The organism is Planktothricoides sp. SR001 (assembly GCF_001276715.1).
GTDB lineage: Bacteria > Cyanobacteriota > Cyanobacteriia > Cyanobacteriales > Laspinemataceae > Planktothricoides > Planktothricoides raciborskii.
On record NZ_LIUQ01000061.1, the window covers coordinates 1 to 23,963 of the forward strand.

Annotated in this window: 28 protein-coding genes; 14 read left to right on the plus strand and 14 right to left on the minus strand. The window is 42.8% G+C overall.

Annotation, left to right across the window (positions count from 1 at the left end; all coding sequences use genetic code 11):
* The first annotated feature begins 97 nt into the window (after positions 1 to 97).
* The 4 genes from AM228_RS24505 to AM228_RS24520 all read left to right on the plus strand — a co-directional run bounded on the left by AM228_RS24505 (position 98) and on the right by AM228_RS24520 (position 4,689).
* A complete protein-coding gene (locus AM228_RS24505) occupies positions 98 to 613 on the plus strand; it encodes a hypothetical protein (protein WP_054469561.1) in 516 nt (171 codons plus the stop codon).
* Between the two features lie 302 nt (positions 614 to 915).
* Entirely contained in the window at positions 916 to 2,643 is a 1,728-nt protein-coding gene (locus AM228_RS24510) for a hypothetical protein (protein WP_156332027.1), read from the plus strand.
* On the plus strand, positions 2,643 to 2,966 hold the full coding sequence (locus AM228_RS24515; RefSeq protein WP_054469563.1) for a hypothetical protein: 324 nt from the start codon (positions 2,643 to 2,645) through the stop codon (positions 2,964 to 2,966). The genes AM228_RS24510 and AM228_RS24515 overlap by 1 nt, the downstream gene beginning before the upstream one ends.
* Complete coding sequence (locus tag AM228_RS24520) at positions 2,911 to 4,689, plus strand: hypothetical protein (RefSeq protein WP_156332028.1); 1,779 nt, start codon at positions 2,911 to 2,913, stop codon at positions 4,687 to 4,689. Before AM228_RS24515 ends, AM228_RS24520 begins: the two co-directional genes overlap by 56 nt.
* 357 nt (positions 4,690 to 5,046) lie before the next feature.
* On the opposite strand, the gene AM228_RS24525 is transcribed toward AM228_RS24520, so the two are convergent.
* From AM228_RS24525 to AM228_RS33465, 6 genes are all read right to left on the minus strand, one after another.
* Positions 5,047 to 5,541, minus strand: a complete 495-nt coding sequence (locus AM228_RS24525; protein WP_054469565.1) for a DUF3368 domain-containing protein — start codon at positions 5,539 to 5,541, stop codon at positions 5,047 to 5,049.
* Positions 5,538 to 5,783 (minus strand): UPF0175 family protein, encoded by a 246-nt coding sequence (locus tag AM228_RS24530; protein WP_054469566.1) that lies wholly within the window; start codon positions 5,781 to 5,783, stop codon positions 5,538 to 5,540. The genes AM228_RS24525 and AM228_RS24530 overlap by 4 nt, the downstream gene beginning before the upstream one ends.
* A gap of 342 nt (positions 5,784 to 6,125) precedes the next feature.
* Positions 6,126 to 7,406, minus strand: coding sequence for a histidine--tRNA ligase (hisS, locus tag AM228_RS24535; protein WP_054469567.1), 1,281 nt, complete (start codon positions 7,404 to 7,406; stop codon positions 6,126 to 6,128).
* Between the two features lie 232 nt (positions 7,407 to 7,638).
* A complete protein-coding gene (locus tag AM228_RS24540) occupies positions 7,639 to 7,914 on the minus strand; it encodes a hypothetical protein (protein ID WP_054469568.1) in 276 nt (91 codons plus the stop codon).
* 45 nt (positions 7,915 to 7,959) lie between these two features.
* On the minus strand, positions 7,960 to 8,307 hold the full coding sequence (locus AM228_RS24545) for a helix-turn-helix transcriptional regulator (protein ID WP_054469569.1): 348 nt from the start codon (positions 8,305 to 8,307) through the stop codon (positions 7,960 to 7,962).
* 34 nt (positions 8,308 to 8,341) lie between these two features.
* Entirely contained in the window at positions 8,342 to 8,488 is a 147-nt protein-coding gene (locus AM228_RS33465; protein WP_156332029.1) for a hypothetical protein, read from the minus strand.
* Positions 8,489 to 8,493: 5 nt separating this feature from the next.
* Here AM228_RS33465 and AM228_RS24550 point away from each other — a divergent pair, with 5 nt between their 5' ends.
* The 3 genes from AM228_RS24550 (at position 8,494) to AM228_RS24560 (ending at position 10,890) form a co-directional block, all read left to right on the plus strand.
* Positions 8,494 to 9,024 (plus strand): DUF4168 domain-containing protein, encoded by a 531-nt coding sequence (locus tag AM228_RS24550; RefSeq protein WP_231636932.1) that lies wholly within the window; start codon positions 8,494 to 8,496, stop codon positions 9,022 to 9,024.
* Positions 9,025 to 9,234: 210 nt separating this feature from the next.
* Positions 9,235 to 10,230, plus strand: coding sequence for a carbohydrate kinase (locus tag AM228_RS24555; RefSeq protein ID WP_054469570.1), 996 nt, complete (start codon positions 9,235 to 9,237; stop codon positions 10,228 to 10,230).
* Positions 10,231 to 10,413: 183 nt separating this feature from the next.
* Positions 10,414 to 10,890, plus strand: coding sequence for a CYTH domain-containing protein (locus tag AM228_RS24560; RefSeq protein ID WP_054469571.1), 477 nt, complete (start codon positions 10,414 to 10,416; stop codon positions 10,888 to 10,890).
* 115 nt (positions 10,891 to 11,005) lie between these two features.
* Here the strand turns inward: AM228_RS24560 and AM228_RS24565 are convergent, their stop codons facing one another.
* The 3 genes from AM228_RS24565 to AM228_RS24575 form a co-directional block, all read right to left on the minus strand.
* Positions 11,006 to 11,440 (minus strand): peroxiredoxin, encoded by a 435-nt coding sequence (locus AM228_RS24565; protein ID WP_054469572.1) that lies wholly within the window; start codon positions 11,438 to 11,440, stop codon positions 11,006 to 11,008.
* 177 nt (positions 11,441 to 11,617) lie between these two features.
* A complete protein-coding gene (locus AM228_RS24570) occupies positions 11,618 to 13,420 on the minus strand; it encodes a sodium:solute symporter (RefSeq protein ID WP_054469573.1) in 1,803 nt (600 codons plus the stop codon).
* 87 nt (positions 13,421 to 13,507) lie between these two features.
* A complete protein-coding gene (locus AM228_RS24575; RefSeq protein WP_054469574.1) occupies positions 13,508 to 14,461 on the minus strand; it encodes a hypothetical protein in 954 nt (317 codons plus the stop codon).
* Between the two features lie 557 nt (positions 14,462 to 15,018).
* Between AM228_RS24575 and AM228_RS24580 the strand changes: the two genes are divergently transcribed.
* Positions 15,019 to 15,402 (plus strand): response regulator transcription factor, encoded by a 384-nt coding sequence (locus tag AM228_RS24580; protein ID WP_054469575.1) that lies wholly within the window; start codon positions 15,019 to 15,021, stop codon positions 15,400 to 15,402.
* A gap of 849 nt (positions 15,403 to 16,251) precedes the next feature.
* On the opposite strand, the gene AM228_RS33470 is transcribed toward AM228_RS24580, so the two are convergent.
* Positions 16,252 to 16,398: a hypothetical protein gene (locus AM228_RS33470; protein WP_156332030.1), complete on the minus strand. Its 147-nt coding sequence runs from the start codon at positions 16,396 to 16,398 to the stop codon at positions 16,252 to 16,254.
* 68 nt (positions 16,399 to 16,466) lie between these two features.
* Here AM228_RS33470 and AM228_RS24585 point away from each other — a divergent pair, with 68 nt between their 5' ends.
* Complete coding sequence (locus AM228_RS24585; RefSeq protein WP_231636933.1) at positions 16,467 to 17,285, plus strand: class I SAM-dependent methyltransferase; 819 nt, start codon at positions 16,467 to 16,469, stop codon at positions 17,283 to 17,285.
* Positions 17,286 to 17,370: 85 nt separating this feature from the next.
* A complete protein-coding gene (locus AM228_RS24590) occupies positions 17,371 to 18,300 on the plus strand; it encodes an ROK family protein (protein ID WP_054469577.1) in 930 nt (309 codons plus the stop codon).
* Positions 18,301 to 18,681: 381 nt separating this feature from the next.
* Here AM228_RS24590 and AM228_RS24595 read toward each other — a convergent pair whose 3' ends face one another.
* The 3 genes from AM228_RS24595 to AM228_RS24605 form a co-directional block, all read right to left on the minus strand.
* Positions 18,682 to 19,206, minus strand: a complete 525-nt coding sequence (locus AM228_RS24595) for an Hsp20/alpha crystallin family protein (RefSeq protein ID WP_082349058.1) — start codon at positions 19,204 to 19,206, stop codon at positions 18,682 to 18,684.
* Between the two features lie 292 nt (positions 19,207 to 19,498).
* Positions 19,499 to 20,311: a YdcF family protein gene (locus tag AM228_RS24600; RefSeq protein WP_313890689.1), complete on the minus strand. Its 813-nt coding sequence runs from the start codon at positions 20,309 to 20,311 to the stop codon at positions 19,499 to 19,501.
* 315 nt (positions 20,312 to 20,626) lie between these two features.
* A complete protein-coding gene (locus AM228_RS24605) occupies positions 20,627 to 21,799 on the minus strand; it encodes a cysteine desulfurase family protein (RefSeq protein WP_054469593.1) in 1,173 nt (390 codons plus the stop codon).
* A gap of 160 nt (positions 21,800 to 21,959) precedes the next feature.
* Between AM228_RS24605 and AM228_RS24610 the strand changes: the two genes are divergently transcribed.
* The 4 genes from AM228_RS24610 to AM228_RS24620 all read left to right on the plus strand — a co-directional run bounded on the left by AM228_RS24610 (position 21,960) and on the right by AM228_RS24620 (position 23,512).
* Entirely contained in the window at positions 21,960 to 22,403 is a 444-nt protein-coding gene (locus AM228_RS24610) for a retroviral-like aspartic protease family protein (RefSeq protein ID WP_190880354.1), read from the plus strand.
* A 213-nt stretch (positions 22,404 to 22,616) separates the two neighbouring features.
* Positions 22,617 to 22,751 (plus strand): hypothetical protein, encoded by a 135-nt coding sequence (locus tag AM228_RS36420; RefSeq protein WP_255353262.1) that lies wholly within the window; start codon positions 22,617 to 22,619, stop codon positions 22,749 to 22,751.
* A 298-nt stretch (positions 22,752 to 23,049) separates the two neighbouring features.
* Positions 23,050 to 23,298, plus strand: coding sequence for a UPF0175 family protein (locus tag AM228_RS24615; protein ID WP_054469580.1), 249 nt, complete (start codon positions 23,050 to 23,052; stop codon positions 23,296 to 23,298).
* Between the two features lie 25 nt (positions 23,299 to 23,323).
* Positions 23,324 to 23,512 carry a hypothetical protein gene (locus tag AM228_RS24620; RefSeq protein ID WP_054469581.1) on the plus strand — a complete coding sequence of 63 codons (189 nt, stop codon included), beginning with the start codon at positions 23,324 to 23,326 and terminating at the stop codon, positions 23,510 to 23,512.
* A 105-nt stretch (positions 23,513 to 23,617) separates the two neighbouring features.
* On the opposite strand, the gene AM228_RS24625 is transcribed toward AM228_RS24620, so the two are convergent.
* Positions 23,618 to 23,911, minus strand: a complete 294-nt coding sequence (locus tag AM228_RS24625; protein ID WP_054469582.1) for a DUF1778 domain-containing protein — start codon at positions 23,909 to 23,911, stop codon at positions 23,618 to 23,620.
* Positions 23,912 to 23,963 lie beyond the last annotated feature (52 nt).

Consider the following 23,963-nt stretch of genomic DNA (forward strand, 5'->3'; position numbering starts at 1 on the left):
ATTGCCTAACTGAGATGCACCCGAGCAAAAAGCTCTGGACAGACCGATCGTACCGCCATCAAGACCTTCCAGCGTTCAGCTTAAGCTTGGGAGCCAAGTGGCTGGCGCACAAGTTTTATTTATCCCAGATCCAAAGAAGTTAGCTAGACAATGGTCCGATCAAAATGCCAAAGATATTTGGATTTATAAAGTTAGTTTGCAAGCATTTAATCGAGATGAGTTTCTCCGCAATTATAAAGGAGAATACTTGACCGAAGCCGACTTATTTTTAGCAGAGTTCTATTTTCTTAAAGGAGACAGTCAACTTCCGGGAGCACAGTTGCCCCAGGGAACGGAACAGCTAACCTACATAGTAGATAATAACGTAGATGATAACGTAGATAATAACGTAGATAATAATAAGAAGAATAATGAGAAGAACTTAACTCCGTTATTACCGATTAATCCCAAACTGCTGAATTATTTTAGCGCTACAGAGTTGAACGAAATTCTGGAGTTGCAACCAGTTGTCATTGATTCGCGGTCTGGAGTTAGCGTCACAATTAAGCTTCCTCTCTCTGGGGGAACATATAAGGTGACTAAACAATATGCGATCGCAAAGAAAATGCCATAGAAACAGAAGCCATCCCTTTTTTGGAACTCTGGCCAAATTTTGAATTTGACGTGAAGTCTAAATCTGATAAATCTGATAAATCTGATAAACCTGATAAACCTGCTCAATGGTCTGAATACTATGCTTTCTACTATGATGACCGATCAGGAGATTTAGATCATAAAATTAAAACAAGGTTTCAGGTGGTATTTCCCCAAGTGTTTTCCCAAGCCCACCCGGAGAAATTGGTCGATTTCCAAATCACTCGGTTGACAAAATTTCCTTCCTACATGATTTGCCAGAAAGGTCATCAATCGGCAGCAGTGGGAGTGATTTTGCTAACAAAGCCTGAAGAATTTAATTCTCTAGATCCAAACAAAACTTGGAGAGTCGGAGTGGATTTTGGCACTTCGTTCACCCATGTTTACTATCAACCAGATCGGGGACTAGCCCAGCCACTAACTTGGGATCCTTTGTTGCTTAAAGTAACCAACACTGATGACAATGGGCGAGCGGCAGCACTTTATAGATATTTTAGCTCGCCAAAAGAAGAAGATTTTCCTTTGGCGACGGTGCTCACCACCGAGGGACATCGAGGTAACACCATTCCTATTTTTGATGGACGAATCTATATTCCTGAAGATATTTCAAATTTCGATTCGACTCAAGAGCATATTGAGACCGAACTCAAATGGCGGACTGGTGATATCCCCTACAAGGAGCTATTTTTAAAACATTTGGCTTTAGTGATTGCGGCAGAAGCGGCTAAAAATGGTGTTAGGAAAATCGAGTGGACGATTTCCTATCCTACCGCTTTTTCCAACAATTATAAAAGAATATATGAAGCAACATGGGCAAACATTATTAATGAGTTAGGTCAAAAAACGGGGATGACTCATCACTGCTTGCCGAAACAAAAAGGCAGGTATTACCGCTCTGAAAGTATCGCTCTGGCTCACTACTTTGAGTCTGCGGAAAAGCAATCGTTAGGTTATACTACTTGCATTGACCTGGGTGGTGGCACTGCGGATATCTCCATTTGGCAAAAAAATAGTATCATTCATCAATGTTCGATTAAGTTAGGGGGGAGACTCTTGTTCTCCCAATTTATCAAGCCTAAGTTTCTCGAAGAAGTTATCAAGTATTATCCTAAGAATGCTGATAAGGCTAACGACGACCAATCAGAAGTAAAAATTTCTGATGAAGAAGCCAAAGGTGAGGAAAAATTCTCTGCCAAGGTAGATACTGCGCTACGGCGAAAGAGTGAGCAATGGCTGAAAGATAAACGAAAGACGGAGCCAATCAACACTGACGGCAACAAATCGATAACGGAATTTGGGGAAATTATTCAGGGAGCCGCGATCGGGATTGCTGGTCTGTACTACTATCTGGGTATTATCCTCAAAGGTTTATTTGAAGAAAAGAAGATTGCTAGTCTAAAAATTACTCCTGTTCTGATTGGTGGCAACGGTTCTCGACTCTTACACTGGCTTGATTCTGGAGGTAAATTTACCCAAAATTCCGATATCAATAAATTGTTAAGTCGAATGCTCAGTGCAGGAGCCGGTATTGATGATATTCAACAAGAGACAGAGACTCGTCTGAGCAAGCAACCTAAAGCAGAAGTCGCTTGTGGCTTGGTGGCAGATCAGCAGCACACACAACTGACAGGCATGAATGCAGAAGATGAAAATAAGGTATTTGCCGGGGAACAATGTAAAGTAACTGGTAAAGCAAATGAAATCATCACTGTGGAGGCTAACCAACGAATTAGCTTCCCGAAGATAGTTAATAAATTTGAGGTGTCAGAGCTAACTAATCTTGAGGCTTTTCTGACAGCTTTTGACAATTCTGTAGAGCAATTGAAAATGAAAGAAATTATCCCGCCTCTGGGAGAATATCAGCGTAAAAAAATCTTGCCAAAAATCAAAAGAAAAGTAAAAATTGCTCTGGAAGACATTCATGGAGAACGCGACTATATCAGCACTGGAGAGCCTCCGTTTATTTTGGGATTAAAATGTCTGTTATGTTGTTTGGCGGGAAAAGACTAATGAGACAAATCAGAAAAGGAAAATTCAGCAATGTTTTATTAGCAGTCTTTCTATTAAGTCTGCTGGGTGGCTGCGGATATACCGGCAGCAAGCCCACACAAAAGAATCCTGATACTACAGCAACACCTACAGCTAACGAAATTGTGGGAAAAGAACCCACTATCGGATCTGATTTAGATGAATTAAAAGAGCAACTTAAGAATGTGCAAAAAACAATAAATTTTGATGATTTTGCCTATGATAATTTCACAAAAAATTTAACAATATTTGACACAAAATTTAATGATTTTTTTAAAAAAAAACATTCCGAAAAATCAATCTAAAGCTAAACTTGCGGAAATTAAAAGTTTATTAGAAACGGTTAACAAAACTGTTAAGTCTATAGATCCTGATGTTAAGCCAGACGATAATGTTATAGAAAAACTCAACCAAAGTTTCGAGCGTATCGAAGCAAAACTGAATGCTTTGTCTCTGGGGACAACAGGTGCAACAAGCACTGAGAGTAAATCGTCTGCCAGCGATCAATTACCCAACGATTCCAACATAATACCACGACTGGATTCTATAGAAACGGTACTCAAAAAATTAGAGGAAAATAATCGTAAGCCAGCACAATATGATTTTGTTTATCTGGTATTTTCTACTTTTATATGTAGTACCATTTCTCTGGGATTGCTATTGATATTGCTGATGAAACAATTGGATAAGTCGAAGTTAGCAGAAGTCAAGAAAACCCCAGATGTTGATTCTGAGAATAAAACGAGTGAATTAAGTGAAATAAATAAATCAATCAATTCACTAAAAGATGAATTTAAAAACTTAGCTGAATCAAACAATAGCTTTCAGAGTAGCGTAATCACTAAAGAGGAGAGAGATTCCTGGAAAACTTCAATCGATGAGATTTCGCAGATGCGCGAACCACTACAAAATTTAAAGGATATTAAAGAATTATTGTCCTCAACTATTTCAGATGTAAATAAAAAAATTGAAGGGCTGAGTCAGCGAGAGCAAGAACTGACCAGCCAACAAAAAAAATTGGCTGATAAAATTTCTGAGTTTCTAAACAAAAAGCCAGATGAAAAGTCTAAAGAATTGTCAATTCAGTTAGATGACCTGTTGCCTAAAATTGAGGAATTGCAAAAAGCTTTAGAAACTGTAGAGACTTTGCCGTCTCAGTTAGAGACTCGGGTATCTGACATAATGAAGAAATTGCAACCAGAGCAAAAGGATCTGCTATCTCTGTTGAGGGATCTGCCATCTCAAATAATGGCGAAATTACAGCCAGGCTCAGATCATAACCAAAATTCCTCTAATCAAAATGAAAACAGTTTACCCGACGATGTACAACCAACTCAGCAGTATGATCGGGACAAGGAAAAGGATTTAACTGACTCGCCTGGTGAAACATTAAATGACGAAGATTCACAAAGAGATAGGGATGAAAAGCTTAATAGTTTGGCCGATCAATCTCAACCAGATGAAAATAACTTGAATAATGAAGAAGATGATCGCCATACAGAAGTGACTGACCTGAATAATATAGACAAGGCAGAGGAGGAAGAACAAGACGAACCAGAAGGATATAACCGGGTTCAAGAAACAAACCCTAATCCGCCACCGGCTGACAATTATAAACGTTCATCGGAGGTTATAGCACCGGAGGTTATAGAATGTGTTAAAACATTTAACGAATCCTCAGAAGAATTCTTTAAAAAATCTGAATATTCTGTTGTTTACGTTAAGTGTTCAAATTTTAGCGAAGCCCGTAACAATGGTGTCACCCCTATTCTGGGAACAAAAGAGGCCGATGATGCTCGCTATGTAGTTGTATCTTTACATAGAGATTCTTCTATTGTGGTATTATTTCCCAAAAAATCCAAAATAGGCAAGGAAACAGAATATAACACGATGGAATTATTATTTAACTGTCAGAAATACACGCGTGGATTCAGCAAATTTACCCTGATTAAACCCGCTAAAGTTAGCAAATTCGGGTCGAATCAATGGAAACTGATAGAAAAAGGTCAGCTTGAGTTTACGAGTTAAAGACTGAAATGGAGAACTTAACCAACTGACCGAAGCTATATTACACAGTCAAAAAGAAGCGCTTCCGCAAAGCGCGGATCGCTGCGCGAATCGCGGTTTTTCACGATGGCAAAGTAATTGGTTATTTTTATCCGATGAATGATTTAGAATCCGTGTCTAAAAGATGAATTAGCCAACGTCCTAGACAAAGTAATGGAACAAACGGGATGGGATGAAGCAGAGTTAGTAAAAGCGTTTACTGAGTAATTAGATTCAACGGTTTGTTCGCGAGGCAGAGCCTCTAGAAGGGCATTCCCAGGCAGAGCCTGGGAACGAGAGAACGAGAGAAACGAGAGAATAAGAAACCCGATTTCTAAATCAGTCGCGATCGCATTCCTCTGATAATTTGAGTAATTCTGCATAAAGCTCATTACGAATCCAAAATCCATGCACGATTAAAGCATCTAATAATGGCTTTACCTCTGCAATTAATCCCTGTTTTTTACTTGCCAGCAAAATCCCCAATAAACCAATCACCTTAATTCCAGACTGAATCGCTTTTTGTCTACCTCTGCGTTCATCCACAATCAGTCGATCTGCATTCAACTCCATTGCCAGAACAATCGCTTCCGCTTCACCTGGATCTAGGTTAGATTGGAAAGTTTTTAGCCATGACAAATTGCTAACTGATTTCACTTGAATCCAATCAAGATTTTTTACGGCTAAAGTAGCGGGATCTGTGGCTCCAGAGTTGAGAATTTCTTGATAAACCGCCACTGGAATCATCACCGTACCATAAAGCTGTTGCAAAAGATGCAACTGTCCGATCGCTGCTAGATTACTAATAGGGGAAGTATCGCTAACAATAATCATCGCCAATTATTTTCTGTTAAACTTTTGAAATCCTCTCTTAACTCAGCAATATCGTAGTGTAGAGGAATTTGACGACTCGCAAGTAACTTTTGAAATTCAAGCTGATTCATTTGGGCAAACCGACTGGCTTGAGCTAGGGTAAATCGCTCTTGTTGAAACAGCATAATGGCAATTTCTTGCAGCAGTTGCTCTTCAGACATTTCTACGTTCTGCAAAACTTCATTAGATATGACAATGGTCATAGCTTTTCATCCATGTTTTTAACTATTATATAGCAATTCTTTCCGGGGTTGTGGTAATTGTAGGGGCGATCGCCTCGTAGTCGCCCCCGCCATTTCTGTAGGGGCGAAGCATTCCGGCAAACAAATTATTGCTGAAAAGATTAGCCTGATACCGGAATGCTTCGCCCTACCGTGGTTCAGTAATCTGAAAACCGCTGTAGGGCGAAGCATTCGGGTAATTATTTTTACCGTGAAAACCCAGGATTAAATGCCGCGTAAGGGCGAAGCATTCGGGTAATTATCTTTACCGTGATAACCCAGAATTAACTGCCCGAATGCTTCGCCCCTACAGAGGTGTGTTTTCTATAAAGCAGCCGAAGAAACCCGGTTTCTAATATTTAATGATTGGCTGAATAACTCTGTTTGCCCGATCGCCTCTTGTTGGCCAGTTTTCAACCATTTCACCTGAACCGTGCCATTAGCCGCCTCTTCGTCGCCTAAAATGAGGCAAACTGCCGCCCCACTGCGATCGGCCCGTTTAAACTGCTTGCCAAAAGCACTACCACTCAGGTCTAACTCCACGGAAAAGCCGGACTGCCGGAGTTTTTGGGCGATTTTCAGGGCTTGGTGTTCCGCAGCGGTCCCGCGAGACACCACATAAAAATCGATCGCCGTTGTCTGGGTAGCATCAAGCTGCTGCAATAAAATAATCAAGCGTTCCAAACCGATCGCCCATCCCACTGCGGGAGTTTCTGGGCCGCCCAACTCTTGCACCAAACCATCATAACGACCGCCCCCGCAAACCGTTGCCTGAGCACCGAGGTCATCAGAAATAATCTCAAAAGCGGTGTGAGTATAGTAATCTAAACCCCGGACTAAACGGTGATTCAACTCGTAGGAAATCCCCAAATCAGTCAGCAGGGTTTGCACTTGTTCAAAATGTTTTTGCGAGTCCGGGCCAAGATACTCGTATATTTTCGGCGCACTGAGGGCAATTTCCTGAGTCCGCTGATCTTTACTATCCAAAATTCGCAAAGGATTACGAGTCAGGCGATCGCGGGAGTCTGGATCTAATTCTTCTTTGTATGGGGTCAAATAATCCACCAACGCTTCCCGATAACGCTGCCGGTCTTCGGAATTGCCCACAGAATTTAAGGCTAAATGCAGATTTTTCAGCCCCAAAGCTTGCAAAATATCCGTAGCAATAGCAATAACTTCCACATCAGCGCGGGGGTCTGCGGTGCCGATCGCCTCAACACCGATTTGGTGAAATTGCCGTTGTCTCCCTGCTTGGGGGCGTTCATAACGAAACATCGGCCCAGTGTACCAGAGACGTTGTACCCCACCTTGACCATGCAATTTATTTTCAATAAAAGAACGCACCACCCCAGCAGTGCCCTCTGGTCGCAAGGTAATCGATCGCTCCTTGCGATCGCTAAAAGTGTACATTTCCTTGCCCACAATATCGGTAGCTTCCCCGATACCCCGTTCAAACAGGGCAGTTTCCTCAAAAATCGGCGTCCTAATTTCCCGATAAGCAGCGCGGTTGAGAATTTCTCTCGCGGTTGCCTCCACTCGTTGCCAATAGCCAATTTCTTCCGGCAGGATATCCCGCGTTCCTCGTAAAGCTTTAATCGTACCCATTCAAATGTTAGATTCTCTTATTTTTACTCTTATGTTTACTATTATTTTTAAGACTTCGGTAGATTTCAGAGATCGGCTTGAGATTGCCAGCCAAATATTCCAAAAATATTCGCTAAATTTAGCAAATTTAGCTAAATAATTAGCAATTAGCAATTAGCATTTCCCTCGATCAACCATCAACCATCAACCATCAACGATCAACCATCAACGATCAACCATCAACGATCAACTATTAACAAACCTGCCAATCTCCAAAGCGATCGCCATAATACTGCAAAATTTGCTCAACCCGTTGGCGGTCTGCTGCCGAAATCTCTGGAGGATAAGAAATCCACAAACCCCCCACCTGGCTTTGGGAATAATCAAACTGTGGGGAAGTTTGCGGCATCAAACCCGCTTGCACCCCAACCACTTGACGGATATGGGCTAAAACTTCCCGATAAACCGCCAAAGGCAGTCGGGGAATTTGATACTGTAAACGATTTTGTCCGACAGTTTGATTGGTCATCTCACTCATCTAGGTCAAATTTGACTTTTATTCAGAGAATTTTACTCACGAATCCATTGGGCTGACTTCTGTAGCTGCGGTTTGAGTTGTCAGGGTGTCTGACTCCTCGGCCATATTCTCAGTAGAATCACTGAGATCCGGTTGTGGCAGCACGCAGCAGTTCACATCATCAATGCAAACTTTGCCACTTTGCATGGCCCACCGCACCAAAGCCACGCGGTTGCTGGTTTTGGTTTTGTTCAGAATGTTACTAATATGGTTGTCTACGGTTCGTTTGCTGATTTCCAGGCGATCGGCAATTTCTTGGTTAGTTAAACCAGCCGCGACCTGTTCAATCACTTGTAATTCGCGGTCAGAAAGGGTTGCACTGTTTTGAGAATCCCCGTCAAGCATAAGCATTTTCTATATCTGTATATCTGCTTAGATTTTAATATTTATACCCTAGTATCCGCAAGGCTGGTGTTGAATTTCCTAAATTTGCGGTGAAACGATCGCACCAACGGGCAAAATATCGGCACAATATCGGCACAATATCGGCACAATATAAAGTAAAGCCCTGACAATCTGGTGGCATTTTCCATGACTCCAGCTAAATCGGTGGCTCCCATCACAGAGACGGCACAAAACTTAATGATGATGCGATCGCACTTGCCTAATCATCCTTTCACTTTATCTTGGAGACAAGCACTCAGAAGAATTCTGGGCTTAACTCTGGGCTTAATTTTATCTGCCCTATTCTGGTTGCCCGCTTCCGTTTGCCTTGCTCAGGAGTTATCCCCCATCAACCAGCCGCCTCAAACCGTGGTCACGGAATCAGAAATCAGTCCCCCGATTTTTGATATCAACAGCATCCCCTCGGAAAAAGTCAGCCAATTTATCCAAGCCTATTTACAAGTCTTAGAGTTAATTGACCGGCGCCAAGGAGAACTCCTCGCTGCGGAGACTGGAGTAGCATCTCAGGGTCTGGAGAAAGAAATTGAAACCCAAGCTGAGGAAATTATCCAGCAAGCGGGCTTATCTAGGCAAGAGTATCTACAGCTTTTAAGTTTAGCCAACATCGATCCAGAATTTGGCGAACGCATTGCCATTGGTTTGCAAGAGGCGAAGTAATTAGCGGGGGAGCGGCGGTTCGGCCCTTCGGCTGCGCTCAGGACAGGCTTCGCTCACCGACCGAGGAGTACAGGGGCAGAGGAGAGAACAATCAACAATCAACAACCAACAAACAACCAACAACCAACAACCAACAACCAACAACCAACAAATAACTTTTCCTCGATGACCTGTTACCTTTAATCTGTATTGCAATGCAGGAGTATCGCCATGAACTATCCCCGTGTTCTATGTCTCGGTGAAGTTTTGTTTGATTTGTTGGCGGATCAAGCGGGTCAACCCCTTGAAACAGTGAAGTCTTGGACACCTTATCCCGGTGGAGCCCCGGCAAATGTGGCTTGTGCTTTGGTGAAATTGGGTGTTTCTGCCGGATTTGTCGGTTGTGTGGGCAAAGATGAACCAGGGGAGTCTCTGGTGCAACTGTTGGCAAAGGAGGGAGTTGATTGTCGAGGCATTCAACGCCATGAGACAGCACCCACTCGCCAAGTTTATGTGCTGCGATCGGCAGAAGGCGATATTGCATCCGCAACGAGGAGCGATCGCACCTTTGCCGGATTTAAGGATGCCGCCCCTGACGAATTTGCGGATACCTATCTCAGCGCCAAGGATTTGTCGGTGGAGTTGTTTGAACACGCTGAATTTCTGGTCTTAGGTACTTTAGAAATGGCCTATCCCCACAGCCGTGAAGCCATTAATCGGGCTTTGAAACTAGCGGATATTTATGATGTCAAAGTGTTATTGGATGTGAATCGACGGGATGTGTTTTGGCCGAATCCCGAAGAGTCCCCCGCATTGATTGCTGAATTGCTCAAAAGAATTGATTTTTTGAAAGTCACCGTAGAAGAAGCGGAATGGTTATTTAATACCACCGATCCGGGGGCGATTACTTATCGTTTAGATGGAATCGAAGGGGTGTTAGTGACTGATGGGAATAAAGGCTGTGCTTATTGCTTGGGGGAAAATGAAGGAATCCTGCCCGCTTTTGATGTGAATGCGAGCGATACCACTGGGGCTGGGGATGGTTTTGTTGCGGGAATTGTGCAGCAAATTTGCCAGCATGGAATTAGCAGTTTCCAAGATGCGGAAAAAGTTAAACTTATGGTGCAATTTGCAACGGCAGTTGGAGCAATGACGACGCTGAAACCAGGAGCGATCGCCGCCCAACCAACCCGGGCAGAAGTGGAAGCTTTTTTAGCTAGTCATTAATCACCATTAATCACCGTTAATCACCATTGACGATGTTGCGATCGGGGCGATTTTTTGAGCAAATTCATTAACTAGAAGAATGACCCATTCAGAAGCTTGGGGATTGCCCACCCCATATTGCCCCGATTTTAGGGATTGATTGATAATTTTACTTTGATAATTTCACCTTAAATCTAATTGAATATGGCCATAGAAATTGAACGCAAATTTTTAGTTAAAAGTGATGAGTGGCGATCGCTCGGTTCCGGTGAATTGTATGCCCAAGGATATATTGCCAACGAAGCAGGTAAAACCGTCAGAGTTAGAATTGTGGGCGATCGCGGTTATCTAACCATCAAAGGCCCAGGAAAAATGGGTGGGGCAAGGCCAGAATTTGAATATCCCATCCCGATAAAAGATGCCCAAGAAATGATCGAAACTCTCTGCAACCAGCCGGTAATTGAAAAAACGCGATATAAAATATCCCTGGGAGAATTAATCTGGGAAGTAGACGAATTTCATGGCAACAATCAAGGGTTAATCTTAGCAGAAGTCGAGCTAAACTCTGAAGATCAAGAAATCACCATTCCTGATTGGATCGGGGCAGAAGTGACGAGCGATCGGCGTTATTTTAATGCCTATTTAGCCGAACATCCCTATCAAGAATGGGGCATTAATTAATCCTTTTTTTAATTATTAAGCACAGATGATTAACCACAAAGACACAAAGGACACAAAGTAAATAAAATTATCTCTGTGTTCTTTGTGTCTCTGTGGTTAAATTCAAAGGATAAAATTAACCAACTTCTGCCAAAATATCTTGGGCATGAGTGGCGGTATTTACTTTATCAATCACTTGGGAAATTTTCCCTTCGCTATCAATAATATAGGTGACTCGTTTGGCATAACCTCCACCATCTACATCGTAAGCTTTGGTGATTGCCCCATCCACATCCGCTAATAATTGAAATGGCAAACCATATTTTTCCGTAAAGGCTTTGTGGGAGGCTTCATCATCCATGCTGACCCCCAGCACAACCATATCTTTTCCTTTATATTCATCATAAGAATCTCGGAAGCTTTGGGCTTCTTTGGTGCAACCAGGGGTGTCATCTTTGGGGTAGAAGTAAAGCACCACAGTTTTGCCCTTAAAGTCAGAGAGTTTCACGGTGTTGCCGTTGGTATCTTTAACCGTAAAATCAGGAGCAATTGTGCCAGCCGTTAAAGCCATAATTCTGATTACCTAATCACCATAATAGTTCGTCTGAGAATTATATCAGGTTTAGGAGAGTTGGTGGGCAATGCCCACCCTACTTAATCTTATTGTATCAATAAGTTTGAGCGATGGCAGAATTAATGGCAGAATTAAATCATCCCAGGAGTTTTAACCCGTGGGATGATTGGATTTTTATTCCCCTGAATCCACTAAATCTACTTTTACCTCACTAGATAAGTGGCGAAACCAAGTGAAATATAAACCAATGGAGAGCAAAATTAATGCCAGGAGTAAAATTCCGAACTGTTCCCACTGTTTGGTCACGAACATCATGCCAGTCATAAATAAAACTAACTGCCAAGGAACCGCAATCAATGTGGCTAAAATATCTCGCTGATTTTCGCGGTTAATTTTGGCTTGAATGTTGTCTGGGAGATTTTTTCTGATGGGATGCCAAAATCCAAAAGGTCGGGTAATTTTATAGAAATTATCCAAGACATCATGGTCAGTAGGAGGGGTCAACAAGGTGCCGAGAATACAGCCTAATAAAGAAATAGAACAGGGAATCAGAAAGTTGAGTGATTCTGGTAATTGTACGCCGCTTAATTTGATGGCGATCGCCCCAATCATACCAGCTAAAGTTCCTACAGCAAAGCCGTAGCCATTAAACCGCCACCAGTACCAACGTAGTAGCAAAGGCATAAACAAACCTGAAGCAAATGCTAGGGTCAGCCAGCCCCAAATATCATTAATATTCACCACGGGAAAACTAAACAGCAAGCCTAGGAATACAACGACAACTGAGGCCAATTGACTTTGAAATATCAGTTCATTTTTAGAGGCATCGGGCTTAATTAATCGTTGATAAATATCCTTCAACCAATAACCAGCACTCGCATTAATGATTGAGCTAAAAGTAGACATCGCTGCGGCCATCAAAGCCGCGACCAATAACCCTTTCATCCCCACGGGTGCATAAACTTCAATTACCTTGGGCAAAACCAATTCTGGATCGGCAATCACTTCGTTGGTTATGCCATAATGAATGCCTAAAATGGCAAAAGCCGTGACCAAAGGCCAACGAAATGAAAGCAAGAAAATCCAGAATAGGGAAAGTAAACCTGCTTCGCGATCGCTCTTCGCGGCAAAATACCGTTGACTCATATAGCCACCCACCCCGCTAACCCCTTCCAGAGAGGTTTTCAACAGATAGAAAAAGATGGTGACACCGAACAAATTATAACTGGAATATTGACCTGGTAAGCTGAGTTCCATTGGGGGGAAAATATTACTCCAATCCGTCAAGGTAGTGGTAATTTGTTGAAATTTATCATGGGCTAAGGGTACAGAAATAGCAAATTCAGCGGGTAACGTCACTGTTTGTAAAGCCACTGTGCAGATATAAATAATCGCCGCAAAAATCAATCCCCCTTGCACAACATCAGTCCAAATTACTCCGTAAAAACCGCTAACAGCAGTGTATAGCATCGATACGAAGATCATAAAAATTGCGGCAAAACGGTCATCAATTCCCAATAATAGACCAAAAAATTTACCCCCACCTACGGCAAAGTAACTAATAATCCAAATCGAGATCACTAGATTAGCTACTGCACTGATTAAACGGGCAAAATTTCCTTCTTTTCCCGAACCAAACCGCAACTGCATCCATTCCGCTAGGGTCATCATTTGCGATCGCCGATTCCACTTGCCCATAAAAATCATAAAAAATGCCATCACCAGGACAATGCCACCCCGAATTTCAATAAAAAATCCTTTCGTTCCCAAGGCGTAAATCAAGGCAACAATCACCATTGTTCCCGATAGATCGATACTGGAAGCCATACCCGAAGCCCCCAAAGCCCACCACGGTAAATTGCGATCGCCCAAAAAATAAGATTCGATACCTTGTGAAGCTTTGCGTTGGAAAAACAATCCCAACGCCACAATCGCCAATAAATAGGCGATGACAATCACATAATCCAAGATTTGCATAAAACTCCCGATTAATTTAACAACTGTAGGGTGGGCATTGCCCACCCTACGACGGAATCAACATAACGATATCAACATGGCGATAAATTATTCAACAGCATAAACCGCGATATCATCAATAATAAATTCCGTTGACCATTGGCCATCGATATTCGCCAGAGAAAAGAATAGATAATCCAGGTCGTTAAACAACAAGTTGTAAGGGGTATAAGTAGCCGCCCGACTCCGAGAACCCTGGCGAAACACCAACAAATCACTCCTTCTTAAATCACCAACTCCCGGTCTAGCATAATAACTAATTGAACCATCGGCATTAAAAGACATCCCGATAGTCCACCATCCGGTGCGAGTATATTGTGTTTCCGTGGCCATCACATCTTGACCTTCGTTATCAGAACGCACAACGATGCGGAAATGATCGTTATTGCCATTCTGATCTTGATTCAACCACAACCAAATACCGGGCCAGTAGTCCACAGACCCCGGCTTTTCCCCCGGTTTATGACCACTTGCCCCGACGCGAAACCCGATATGATACCCCTGGCGCTTTTCCCAATCTTTCAGGGGCGGTAAATAAATCCGGGTCACGACACTCAATCCTTTACCCACTGGCGTATTGGCGCCAGTTCTGCCGTTGGCAACGTGAAGCAAATCATCTTGCTGTAAGGTGCCTTCAGTTCGTCCAGGAGCCCCAGAATTCCGCGTCTGTAACCGCAAAGCAAAATTGCTACCACGGAGTCCCCTTCTCGGTGTGTTCACCTGTTCCACCATATCGGGATGTCCCCGGACTGTCCCCTCTTGCCATCTGCCATTCGCCGAAACTCCCAGGGGTGGGTTGCCTGCGGGAATAATATTTGTCCACCCTGACCCTGGGTCATAATATTGGTTATGCAATTTGGGATTGTTGTAGTTATAAGTCCACCCCGGTTCTTCAAAGTTGTCGCCATATTCAGTCAAACGCCGTCCCGATCCCGGAGGGGGATCCGCCCAGGCAGCCGGGGCGAACGAAAGAACTGCGACAAGTGCCCAAAGAATTTTCATGTTTGCGATTTTTATGATGGTGGGTAATGTATATGAAGAGGTGTATGCCTGGGTGTTCCGATTGGTATTCCCACGAGGGCATGAAGCGAAGCTATCCCCTAGGGAATCGCGCCAACCCGATCTGAATTTTTCCCATTACCGGATTTGCGGGATATCCTCAGAAAATTATACAAGCTGAATCTAGTCAGACCCTGGGGAAAAACATTCTGAGATAATCAGGTCACAGGCAATATCAAATTATGTTAAGCTATAGTAAAGTCGCGATAAATCCCGGAAAATGAAAATTTTCAGGAAAATTTATCGATTTAAATTTATTTAATAAAAACTTTCAGTCAGGCACCAGTCAATCCGGCAAAAGTGGATAATTGCAATAGACCTCTTAATCTCCAGTTTTTTTGGGCGATAATAAATAATCAAAGGTTTAGATAAATTTATTTTTAAATAAATTAAAAATAAATTTATTGAGCTTTGAAATATTCAGCATTATCTTCTTTGGTTCAGGTAATAAGGGGCATTTTTTTTAGAAAAATTAGCCAATTTGTTGAAAAAAACCACCCATGAAAAAAATTTTAATTATCGATCGCGATCGGCTGTTTCTGTCCTGCTTAACGGATTTTTTAGGCTTTGAATTTAAAATTAAGACGGCTGATGACGAGTTTCTGGGAATCAAATTAGCTCAACAATTTGAGCCAGACTTGATTATCTGTGACCTGAAACTGCCAAATTTAGAGGGCTATCAGGTGTTAAAAACTCTGCGCGAACACCGGAGTACCGCCAAAATTCCTTTTGTCTTCTTATCTTGTTGTTCTGAATGGGAAGAGCGCGATCGCGCCTCAAAATTAGGTGCAAATGCTTATTTAAGTAAACCCGTGCGTCTGCGTAAATTATTAGCCACCATTGAGGAACAACTGGAAATCAGAGAACTCACCCCCATCCCATAGGGTCTGGCAGGGCACACAAGACCTAGCAGCAGCAAGAGCACTAACTCAAATTGACCCTGGGTGCTTATGCTTGCCGTGTGTCTATTTTTGTGCGTCAGACTTCTCAGGATCGCCATTTAAACCGATTGATTAACGTCTCACCCCAACGGGCTGATCTCAGAAGACTTCTCAATTCCTCAGAAAAAATGGGTCTATGCAATAGCCCACTTGAATTCATCACAGTGTATCTGTAATAATTAAGCTATGAGTCAGAAAACAATCCGCGCAATCACTTATCTCATCTTTTAAGACCAGTTGTTTGGTCAACGGTCTGTACAGACCATGGGGGTCATTTGCCCAACTCAAACAAGCCGAAATAATAATGAAAAATTAATTTTTTTGGTAAAAAAATAAAGTTTGCCTCTGGTTGATTATTGAACCAAAGCTAGGGAAACCTGCCAGATTTCCTCTAGCTTTTTTTTTGCCAAAAATCAGGCATAAGCGATAAAAGCCGAAGCCCAAGCAGAGAGAAAATTCGCGGTTCGCGCCCTGGGGAACAGCCCATCCTCACCCCTGATTGCTTTTGATTGCCTTTCCGCCAAAAAACTCATGGCTTTTTGACTAACTTTTTGAATAGCTTTTTGGATAAATTGGATATTGGCAATAGACTATTGGCCGGTTGATTGATTAATTTGCCATAATAAAACTATCGGGAATTTGCCGCTTGGATCAATTCGGCTAGGGTACTGAAATCATTGGCCTAGACTTATCCTTAAGCATTGGGGTGATTTCATTGATTTTGACATCGTGAGTAGTGAACTGATTCTCGGTGAAAACCTGATTTAAACTCTGGTTATTTTTAAGCAACGGCTAAGGAAACTCATCAAGTTTTCTTAGCTTTTTTTTGTCGGCAATAGTCGGCATCGGCAATAGTCGGCATCGGCAGTAGTCGGTAATATCGGCAATAGTTATGAGCGATCGCCCTCTAACCGCTACTCCTAAACAGCAAATCCACATTTCTAAATCTTTGACTCCAGGATGTTAAGCTAAAAAAAGCCCCGTGGAGAACCAAGTGGAGAACCAACTTGTCCAAGAACTTGCCCAAGCACTTGCCCATGATTGACCAAAATAATCATAAAACCTATTCAACTCCGGGAGTTGTCCAACATTATGCCCAGTTGAAACAATTACAACCCGCCGAAACCACCATTCTGAAGTGGCTGAAACCGCGACTATCGCAGATGAAAATGCTCGATATGGGGGTAGGAGGAGGACGCACCACTCAACACTTTGCTCCTCTGGTCGGGGAATATATCGGCATCGACTATTCGCCGCAAATGATTGCCGCTTGTCAGAAAAGATTTTCGGCCTATTCTCAGACCATCCAATTAGAAGTTTGTGACGCCAGAAATTTAAGTCAATTTCCCGAAAATTATTTTGATTTTATTTTATTTAGCTTTAATGGCATTGACTATATTTCTCACGGCGATCGCCTCCAGGTATTTGAGCAAATTCGCCGCGTCGGTAAGCCCGGAGGATATTTTTATTTTTCTAGCCATAATCTTCAAGCAATGGCACCGGAATTTAATTGGCAAAAACACCTGAGTTTTAACCCGATCAAAACTTATGTCAACTTAGTTATGTGGGGGTTTTTGCGGTTATGCAATCCGGGCATTACCTGGGATCACCTAAAATCTTCTGGCTATGCCATCCTCAGAGATGAATCCCACAATTTTCGCTTGCAGACTTATTATATCCGCCCCCAAGAACAGGTACAGCAAATCACCCCCAATTTTAGGGACATTAAAATCTATTCCTGGAAAACCGGCTTAGAACTGACCAGCGAAAGTGATTTATATTCTAATGATGATATGTGGCTTTACTATCTCGGCGTCATTCAGTGATAATCATCTTCGGATTCATCGAAGAGTCCATGATTCAACAGTGATTTAACATTGATGCAACATTTCAAAATTGCAGGAAAAAATTATGGCCACAGATATCACAGCAACCGAAGTAAAAGACCCCAAGCAGACAGTTTTAGGGATTGATCTTGGGGGAACAGCGATTAAACTGGGAAAATTTACGGCTGAAGGGAATTGTCTGGCCTCATTATCTGTGCCAACCCCCCAACCTTCCACCCCGGAAGCGGTTGTAACAGCGATCGCCCAAGCAGTGAGCAAAATTGACCCCCAAGGAGAAAGTCTAGGCATTGGGCTGGGGACTCCAGGCCCGGTGGATGCCAGCAAACGCATTGCCAAAGTTGCTATCAACCTAGCCGGTTGGCACAATGTCCCCTTGGCTGATTTGCTGGAAAAACACACTCATAAACCTGTGGTTTTAGCCAATGACGCTAACTGCGCGGGAATGGGAGAAGCTTGGTTAGGGGCAGGGCAAGGATTTCGGAATTTCATCCTCCTAACTTTGGGCACGGGGGTCGGTGGGGCAGTGATTCTGGATGGTCAACTGTTTACCGGCCCAATGGGTACGGCTGGTGAATTGGGCTTAATCACCATCAATCTTTATGGCCCAGAATGTAATAGTGGAAATCGCGGTTCTTTGGAACAATATGTCGGTATTTCGGCTATTCGCCACCAAACGGGACTGGAACCGGAAAAACTCGGTCACATGGCAGAAGCAGGCAACCGCCAAGCTTTAGAGTTTTGGGAAACTTACGGACATTATTTAGGGGCAGGTTTGGCCAATTTGATCTATGTTCTTGGCCCAGAGGCGATCGCGATCAGTGGGGGTATTAGTGCCAGTGCCAAATATTTTTTACCGTCAACTTGGGCGGAAATCGAACGCCGGGTTTTACCAGAATGTCGCCTCGGTTTGCAACTATTACCAGCCCAATTAGGAAACCAAGCGGGTATTGTCGGCGCCGCTAAATTAGCATGGCAAAGTATCAGTAGGGTGTAGGGTGTAGGGTGTAGGGTGTAGGGTGTAGGGTGTAGGGTGTAGGGTGTAGGGTGTAGGGTGTAGGGTGTAGGGTGTAGGGTGTAGGGTGTAGGGTGTAGGGTGTAGGGTGTAGGGGCGATTCGCGAATCGCCCCTACAATATTTTAAGCAATAAACTATCTGCCGGAATGCTTCGCCCGTACATTAATATTTTAGGCAAGAAATATCTGCCAGAATGCTTCGCCCCTACAAGTATTTGTGGTTTATTCAATAGAAAATTGCTATAAAGAAAAAAAATCCTTTCCACAGTTCTGTGGAAAGGGTTATCTCTACATAGCAATCATAATTCCCCTAAAAATTGCACTTTTATCGCCATGACCAGGCAGCGTAACCAAGCTTAGGTCTAAGATTCCCAGGGATTATCCAACGCTTCGGAATCCGTTGGTTCTTGGGCTTCAGCACCTCTAGGGGTAATTTCCGCACCCGGTTGATCGGAATCCAGGACAGAAACTTTCACCACTTTGTTAATCACTTCTGGGGCTTTTGGTAAAGTTAGAGTCAAAATCCCTTCTTCATAATTGGCTTTTACTGCGGTATTGGCTACAGCAAATGGCAGAGAAACCATTCGGCGGAACTCAGCCCCTCTAGGAAATTCAGACCGGAAAAATTGGGATTTGTCGGTTTCGGGTTTGTCTAGATAAGTTCCCGAAATTAACACCGCTTCTCTAGTGACTTCAATATTTAATTTGGCTCGGTCAATTCCCGGCAGCATCGCTCGGAGTAGCAAACTATCGGCGGTTTCTGCCAATTCGACTAGAGGACGAACGGGAATCGGTCCAGGGGCATTATAAGAGTCATCTAAAGTTTGCTCGATTTGACGATAAATTTTATCCAGTTCATTCAAAGGAAAAGTCATTAATCTCATCATGGTTGGGCCTCCGAGCTTTTTTGATTTAAAATAAGTTTTGATTCGGTCTTTTGGGTTGGCGTTTTGCTCTTTACAGTTTCTATATTGCCGAATATTTTAGAGTTTGAAAATCCAGAAAACCCTACTTTTTTCTATGTGCTTACCACACCTATGAATCCTCAGAGATTCAAGCTGGGACGGTTTTCCCCCCTGTTCCACCGGAAAACCGTCCGTGGGATGAGTCAGCAAGCTGGAGGCGAGGAGAAAACGAGTCAGAAATAGCGGATAGGGAATAGGCGATCGCGGCAAAAGATTACAGCCAACCCCGCAGAAAATAAATGAACATTCCCAGGTATTCTTTTAAGACTCTTGTGGTGATGACGAGGTTTTCCGCATCTGGCATCAGATTAAGCACAGTTGCCTCCCAGGTCTCACCCTCAGATGCTAATGGGTTGTCAATAAATACAAAGTCGGTGGGAACGGGGATGGTGTCGATGCCTTGTTTTTTGAAGATTAAATACGATCGCGGCATATGAGTGGCGGATGTCACCAGTAACACGGTTTTCAGATTGTACTGCTGCAAAATTTGCTTGATTTTTACCGCATTTTGATAGGTGTTCAGGGAAGAGTCTTCTTGGATAATGGCGGATTTTGGCACTCCCATTGCGATCGCTAATTCGGTCATATCGGCTGCTTCTGACCCTTCAACGCCACCCCGCCAAGTCACCCGACCCCCAGAGAACAATAAAAAAGGGGCTTTCCCTTCTTTGTAGAGTTTGGCCCCATACAAGGGGCGATCGCCGGCTTCATTAACTTCGACCCAAGGACGAGGGGCAAGATGAGGACGGGTTGCCCCCCCTAAAACCACGATCACATCCGCTTGTGGGATGGGATTTGGGGGTAAATGCCGAAATTCCAGCGATCGTAATAAGGCGCTGGACAGCCAACCATTGCCCCCTAAAATGAGGACGATGAAAGTCACGCCCAGCAAATAGGGAACCCACCGAGGACGCCGCCAAAACAAAACCAGGGTAATGACCAGCAGCAGGCAAGCTAAACCTAGGGGATAGAAAAATAGGGGTAGAAATTTTGAGAGAAAGAAAAACATTTCAACTCGATTAGTCAATAAAATTGCCACAAGGGACAATATAGCATTCCTATATTAATTCAGAGGGAAACTCCAGCCCTAAATCATCTCTCAAACTTATAATTCCTTATGTTTAGATTTTAAATACCAATACAAATTAGCCACTGCGATCTTGGATTGATAGTCAAGAATATCGACTCAAGCCAAGTTCAAGCCAACTGTCTGAAATCATCGATATTTGTAATATTTTATTGAGTTAGTTTGATTATTGCCTATATCTGGCAGATACCGGCTTTCTTAAAGCAACCCGGTATCTACGATCGACCAACCACCAACCACTAAACCAAGATTTAATTAAGAAACTCGGTTTATGATCTCGATTTGTTCAACGGCATTGCTGATAAGTTCTGCCCCTTGAATAATATCGGATTCAGTGGTAAATTTTCCCAGTCCAATTCTCAGGGAACCTTCGATCGCTTCTGAAGGTAAACCTAATGCGGTTAAAACATGGGAAGGAGTTTCTACCCCAGAGGAACAAGCGGCGCCAGTGGAAATGGCTAATTGATGGCGGACTCTGGCAATAATCGCATGGTTGGGAATTCCAGGGATAGATATATGCAGATTACCAGCTAGTCGAGAGGCGCGATCGCCATTAATGACTAAACCAGGAATTTTTTCTTGTAATAAGCTTTGCAGGCGATCGCGCAAATGAGCAATTTTTGCCTCATCTTTGGCCATTTCTAACTGTCGCAATTGACAAGCTTCTCCTAACCCGACTATTCCGGGAACATTCAGGGTTCCCGATCGCATTCCTTTTTGATGTCCGCCACCAAAAATTATCGGTTCTAGGTGCGTTCCTTTTCTGACGATTAAAGCCCCAGAACCTTTGGGGCCATATAATTTATGGGCAGAGATGGCCAGATAAGTGATATTAGAGGCGGAAAAATTAATCGGGATTTTTCCGACAGCTTGGGAGGCATCACAGAGAAAAGGGATATTATAAGTTTGGGCAATTTTTCCAATCTCTAATATGGGGTAAATATTGCCGATTTCATTATTGGCGGCCATGACGCAGATTAGAGAAATACCGCTGCGACAGATTTGTTCAATTTCGCCTAAATCTAATCTGCCTTTTTGGTCAATTGACAGATAAATAATTTCCGATACTCCTTTTTTAGCTAATGCCTGACAAGTATCTAAAACCGCTTTATGTTCAACCGGAGAAACGGCGATAATTGGGAGTTTAGATTGTTGGTAATTTACGGATAAAATATGCCCTTGTATGGCTAGGTTAATGCTTTCGGTCGCTCCAGAGGTAAAGATAATTTCTTTGGGTTTAGCGTTGACTAATTGGGCGATTTGTTGGGCGGCTTTTTTAATCCCTTGTTCGGCTTCATCTCCATAGCTATGGTCGATGCTGCTGGCATTTCCATAAGCGGTGGTCATGTAATGTAGCATTCGGTTGGCGACTCTGGGGTCAACGGGGGTAGTAGAGTGATAGTCGAGATAAATTGGCTGAGATTTCATAATCATATTCGCTTCGGTTGATTTTTTTAATTAATTCGCTATTATTTTAACAGTTTAGCGTAAACTTTATAGATAAATAAATGTTAAATTTTTCCTAGCTTATCCAAATAAATGATAGACTAAATATAAAAGATTACTCCGACTATTTCAGGAGGAGATTATGAAACCAACAAATCAGCAGGATATGGGTAAAGTTTTTACAACGCTGACAATTATTAATCGCGCTGACCAAATTCGCGCCGAAGATGGGACAATTTCACCGGCAGAAGTGCGATCGCTGACCTTGGAAAATGTCTTAGTTGATACCGGGGCAACGACTTTATGTTTACCCCCAGAGGCGATCGCGCAATTAGGCTTAAAAATCCTCAAAGAAGTCGATGTAGCTACGGCAATGGGGATTGGTAAAGCCCGCATTTTCCAAGATGCAAAAATATCCATGTTTGACCGGGAAGGAACTTTTGAGTGTTTGGAGTTACCGGGAGGACATGACCCGCTTTTGGGGGTAATTCCTTTAGAATCTTTGGGGTTAGAAGTTGACTTAAATCGTCAAGTATTGAAGCCGTTGCCGATTAGTCCCACGGAAACCTATTTAACAATTTTGTAAACATCAAGAAACCGGGTTCTCCGTTGCTTTTGCGACATAGCCGAGATTGAACAAAGAAACCCGGTTTCTGCGTTCCCAGGCAACCCACCAAGAAACCTGGTTTCCGGGATAATTTATGCAACATAGCCGAGATTTAACCAAGAAAACCGGTTTCATAATTTGTGATATAATCAAGAAAATCATTTTATAATTTGAAAAACAACAGAGAATTCAATGGAACTTTGTACAGTCGAAATAGGCAACACATCTTATAAAATGCTGCAAGAAATAGCTGCCCGTTCTGGGGAATCAATCCCGCAAATTCTGGATAAGGCGATCGACCAATACCGAAAACAGAAATTTTTGTAAGAAGCTAATCAAGCTTACACTGCTTTACGCAATAATCCAGAAGCGTGGGCAGGAGAAATCGAAGAAAGAGAAGCCTGGGATGTCACTTTAGCTGATGGTTTAGAACCATGAATTTATCAAAACCATCACGAGGGGATATCTGGCTAATTGATTTGAATCCAACAAGGGGTCACGAACAATATTGGTAGGGTGTGTTAGTCGCTCAAATAATTCTCAGTTCTAACGAGGAAATTATAATAGCGCCGTAACTCACCAAACACAAATCATCCTATAATTCAAGAAATACACTTAAAGAAGTATGAATATTGTTATTCCCGATGAAATTATTCAATCAGCCCAAATGTCAGCCGATGACATTAAGTTAGAAATTGCCATTGTCCTTTACCATCAACATAAAATTAGCATGGGTCAAGCCTGTCGCCTTGCTGGTATCCCTTTAATTGAATTTCAACGTCAATTATCCCGTCGGGGTTTGTGCATTAACTATGACATCGAAGATTTTCAAGCTGATTTGAATACGTTAAGAGAAGCGGAGAATATTATTTGATCGGGAAATTTAACAGGAGGTTGATATGAGAGAAAAGTTAGTGGTGCCGAAGATGAAATCGGTGAGAGTCGAAGGCATGAAAGCAATTGTTGAGGGATTAGGCATTGCTAAAGCTGCCTTCTTCTTCCGAGAAACCATGTCTCAAGAGGTAGATTACTTAGAGGTTAAAGATCGACTGTTTGGCAATAAAAGCGCTAGAGAAATTTATCAATAAATTAAAGAACGTCGATTGGATTAAGTAACCAGGAAATCAAGAAACCGGGTTCTCCGTTGCTGTTGCCACAATATCGAGGTTTAAATAAGAAACCCGGTTTCTGAATTAGGGGCGATCGCGCATTATTTGCTGATAGCGTAAAGCGGCTGCTTTTAGGGTATCATTCGGTTCGGGAGGGTTTAGCAGTGCATCAACAAAAGCCTCGCTATCTTCAAGATTTAGTTTCAGGGTTTGATGCTGCGAAATTACTTTGCAAGCTGCCTCTTGAACGCTGGCAATGACAAAATCAGTCAATGTTTGGCCTTCAAGTTCCGCTGCTTTTTGCCAAAGGGCTTTAATTTCTGGACTGACAAGTGTTTCTAGGGTCGTTGTAGAGGGCGATCGATTTGCTTGAGTCATGGCTGTTACAACAATAATGCTTTTATATTCTTATTTTAGTTGGCAAGAAGCC

Excerpts from the sequence above, each read along its gene's own strand:
- AM228_RS24515 (WP_054469563.1), top strand. The coding sequence starts at position 2,643 with ATGAGACAAATCAGAAAAGGAAAATTCAGCAATGTTTTATTAGCAGTC.
- AM228_RS24525 (WP_054469565.1), bottom strand. The coding sequence starts at position 5,541 with ATGATTATTGTTAGCGATACTTCCCCTATTAGTAATCTAGCAGCGATC.
- AM228_RS24530 (WP_054469566.1), bottom strand. The coding sequence starts at position 5,783 with ATGACCATTGTCATATCTAATGAAGTTTTGCAGAACGTAGAAATGTCT.
- hisS (WP_054469567.1), bottom strand. The coding sequence starts at position 7,406 with ATGGGTACGATTAAAGCTTTACGAGGAACGCGGGATATCCTGCCGGAA.
- AM228_RS24540 (WP_054469568.1), bottom strand. The coding sequence starts at position 7,914 with ATGACCAATCAAACTGTCGGACAAAATCGTTTACAGTATCAAATTCCC.
- AM228_RS24545 (WP_054469569.1), bottom strand. The coding sequence starts at position 8,307 with ATGCTTGACGGGGATTCTCAAAACAGTGCAACCCTTTCTGACCGCGAA.
- AM228_RS33465 (WP_156332029.1), bottom strand. The coding sequence starts at position 8,488 with ATGCCACCAGATTGTCAGGGCTTTACTTTATATTGTGCCGATATTGTG.
- AM228_RS24550 (WP_231636932.1), top strand. The coding sequence starts at position 8,494 with ATGACTCCAGCTAAATCGGTGGCTCCCATCACAGAGACGGCACAAAAC.
- AM228_RS24555 (WP_054469570.1), top strand. The coding sequence starts at position 9,235 with ATGAACTATCCCCGTGTTCTATGTCTCGGTGAAGTTTTGTTTGATTTG.
- AM228_RS24560 (WP_054469571.1), top strand. The coding sequence starts at position 10,414 with ATGGCCATAGAAATTGAACGCAAATTTTTAGTTAAAAGTGATGAGTGG.
- AM228_RS24565 (WP_054469572.1), bottom strand. The coding sequence starts at position 11,440 with ATGGCTTTAACGGCTGGCACAATTGCTCCTGATTTTACGGTTAAAGAT.
- AM228_RS24570 (WP_054469573.1), bottom strand. The coding sequence starts at position 13,420 with ATGCAAATCTTGGATTATGTGATTGTCATCGCCTATTTATTGGCGATT.
- AM228_RS24575 (WP_054469574.1), bottom strand. The coding sequence starts at position 14,461 with ATGAAAATTCTTTGGGCACTTGTCGCAGTTCTTTCGTTCGCCCCGGCT.
- AM228_RS24580 (WP_054469575.1), top strand. The coding sequence starts at position 15,019 with ATGAAAAAAATTTTAATTATCGATCGCGATCGGCTGTTTCTGTCCTGC.
- AM228_RS33470 (WP_156332030.1), bottom strand. The coding sequence starts at position 16,398 with ATGTGGATTTGCTGTTTAGGAGTAGCGGTTAGAGGGCGATCGCTCATA.
- AM228_RS24590 (WP_054469577.1), top strand. The coding sequence starts at position 17,371 with ATGGCCACAGATATCACAGCAACCGAAGTAAAAGACCCCAAGCAGACA.
- AM228_RS24595 (WP_082349058.1), bottom strand. The coding sequence starts at position 19,206 with ATGATGAGATTAATGACTTTTCCTTTGAATGAACTGGATAAAATTTAT.
- AM228_RS24605 (WP_054469593.1), bottom strand. The coding sequence starts at position 21,799 with ATGAAATCTCAGCCAATTTATCTCGACTATCACTCTACTACCCCCGTT.
- AM228_RS24610 (WP_190880354.1), top strand. The coding sequence starts at position 21,960 with ATGAAACCAACAAATCAGCAGGATATGGGTAAAGTTTTTACAACGCTG.
- AM228_RS36420 (WP_255353262.1), top strand. The coding sequence starts at position 22,617 with ATGGAACTTTGTACAGTCGAAATAGGCAACACATCTTATAAAATGCTG.
- AM228_RS24615 (WP_054469580.1), top strand. The coding sequence starts at position 23,050 with ATGAATATTGTTATTCCCGATGAAATTATTCAATCAGCCCAAATGTCA.
- AM228_RS24620 (WP_054469581.1), top strand. The coding sequence starts at position 23,324 with ATGAGAGAAAAGTTAGTGGTGCCGAAGATGAAATCGGTGAGAGTCGAA.
- AM228_RS24625 (WP_054469582.1), bottom strand. The coding sequence starts at position 23,911 with ATGACTCAAGCAAATCGATCGCCCTCTACAACGACCCTAGAAACACTT.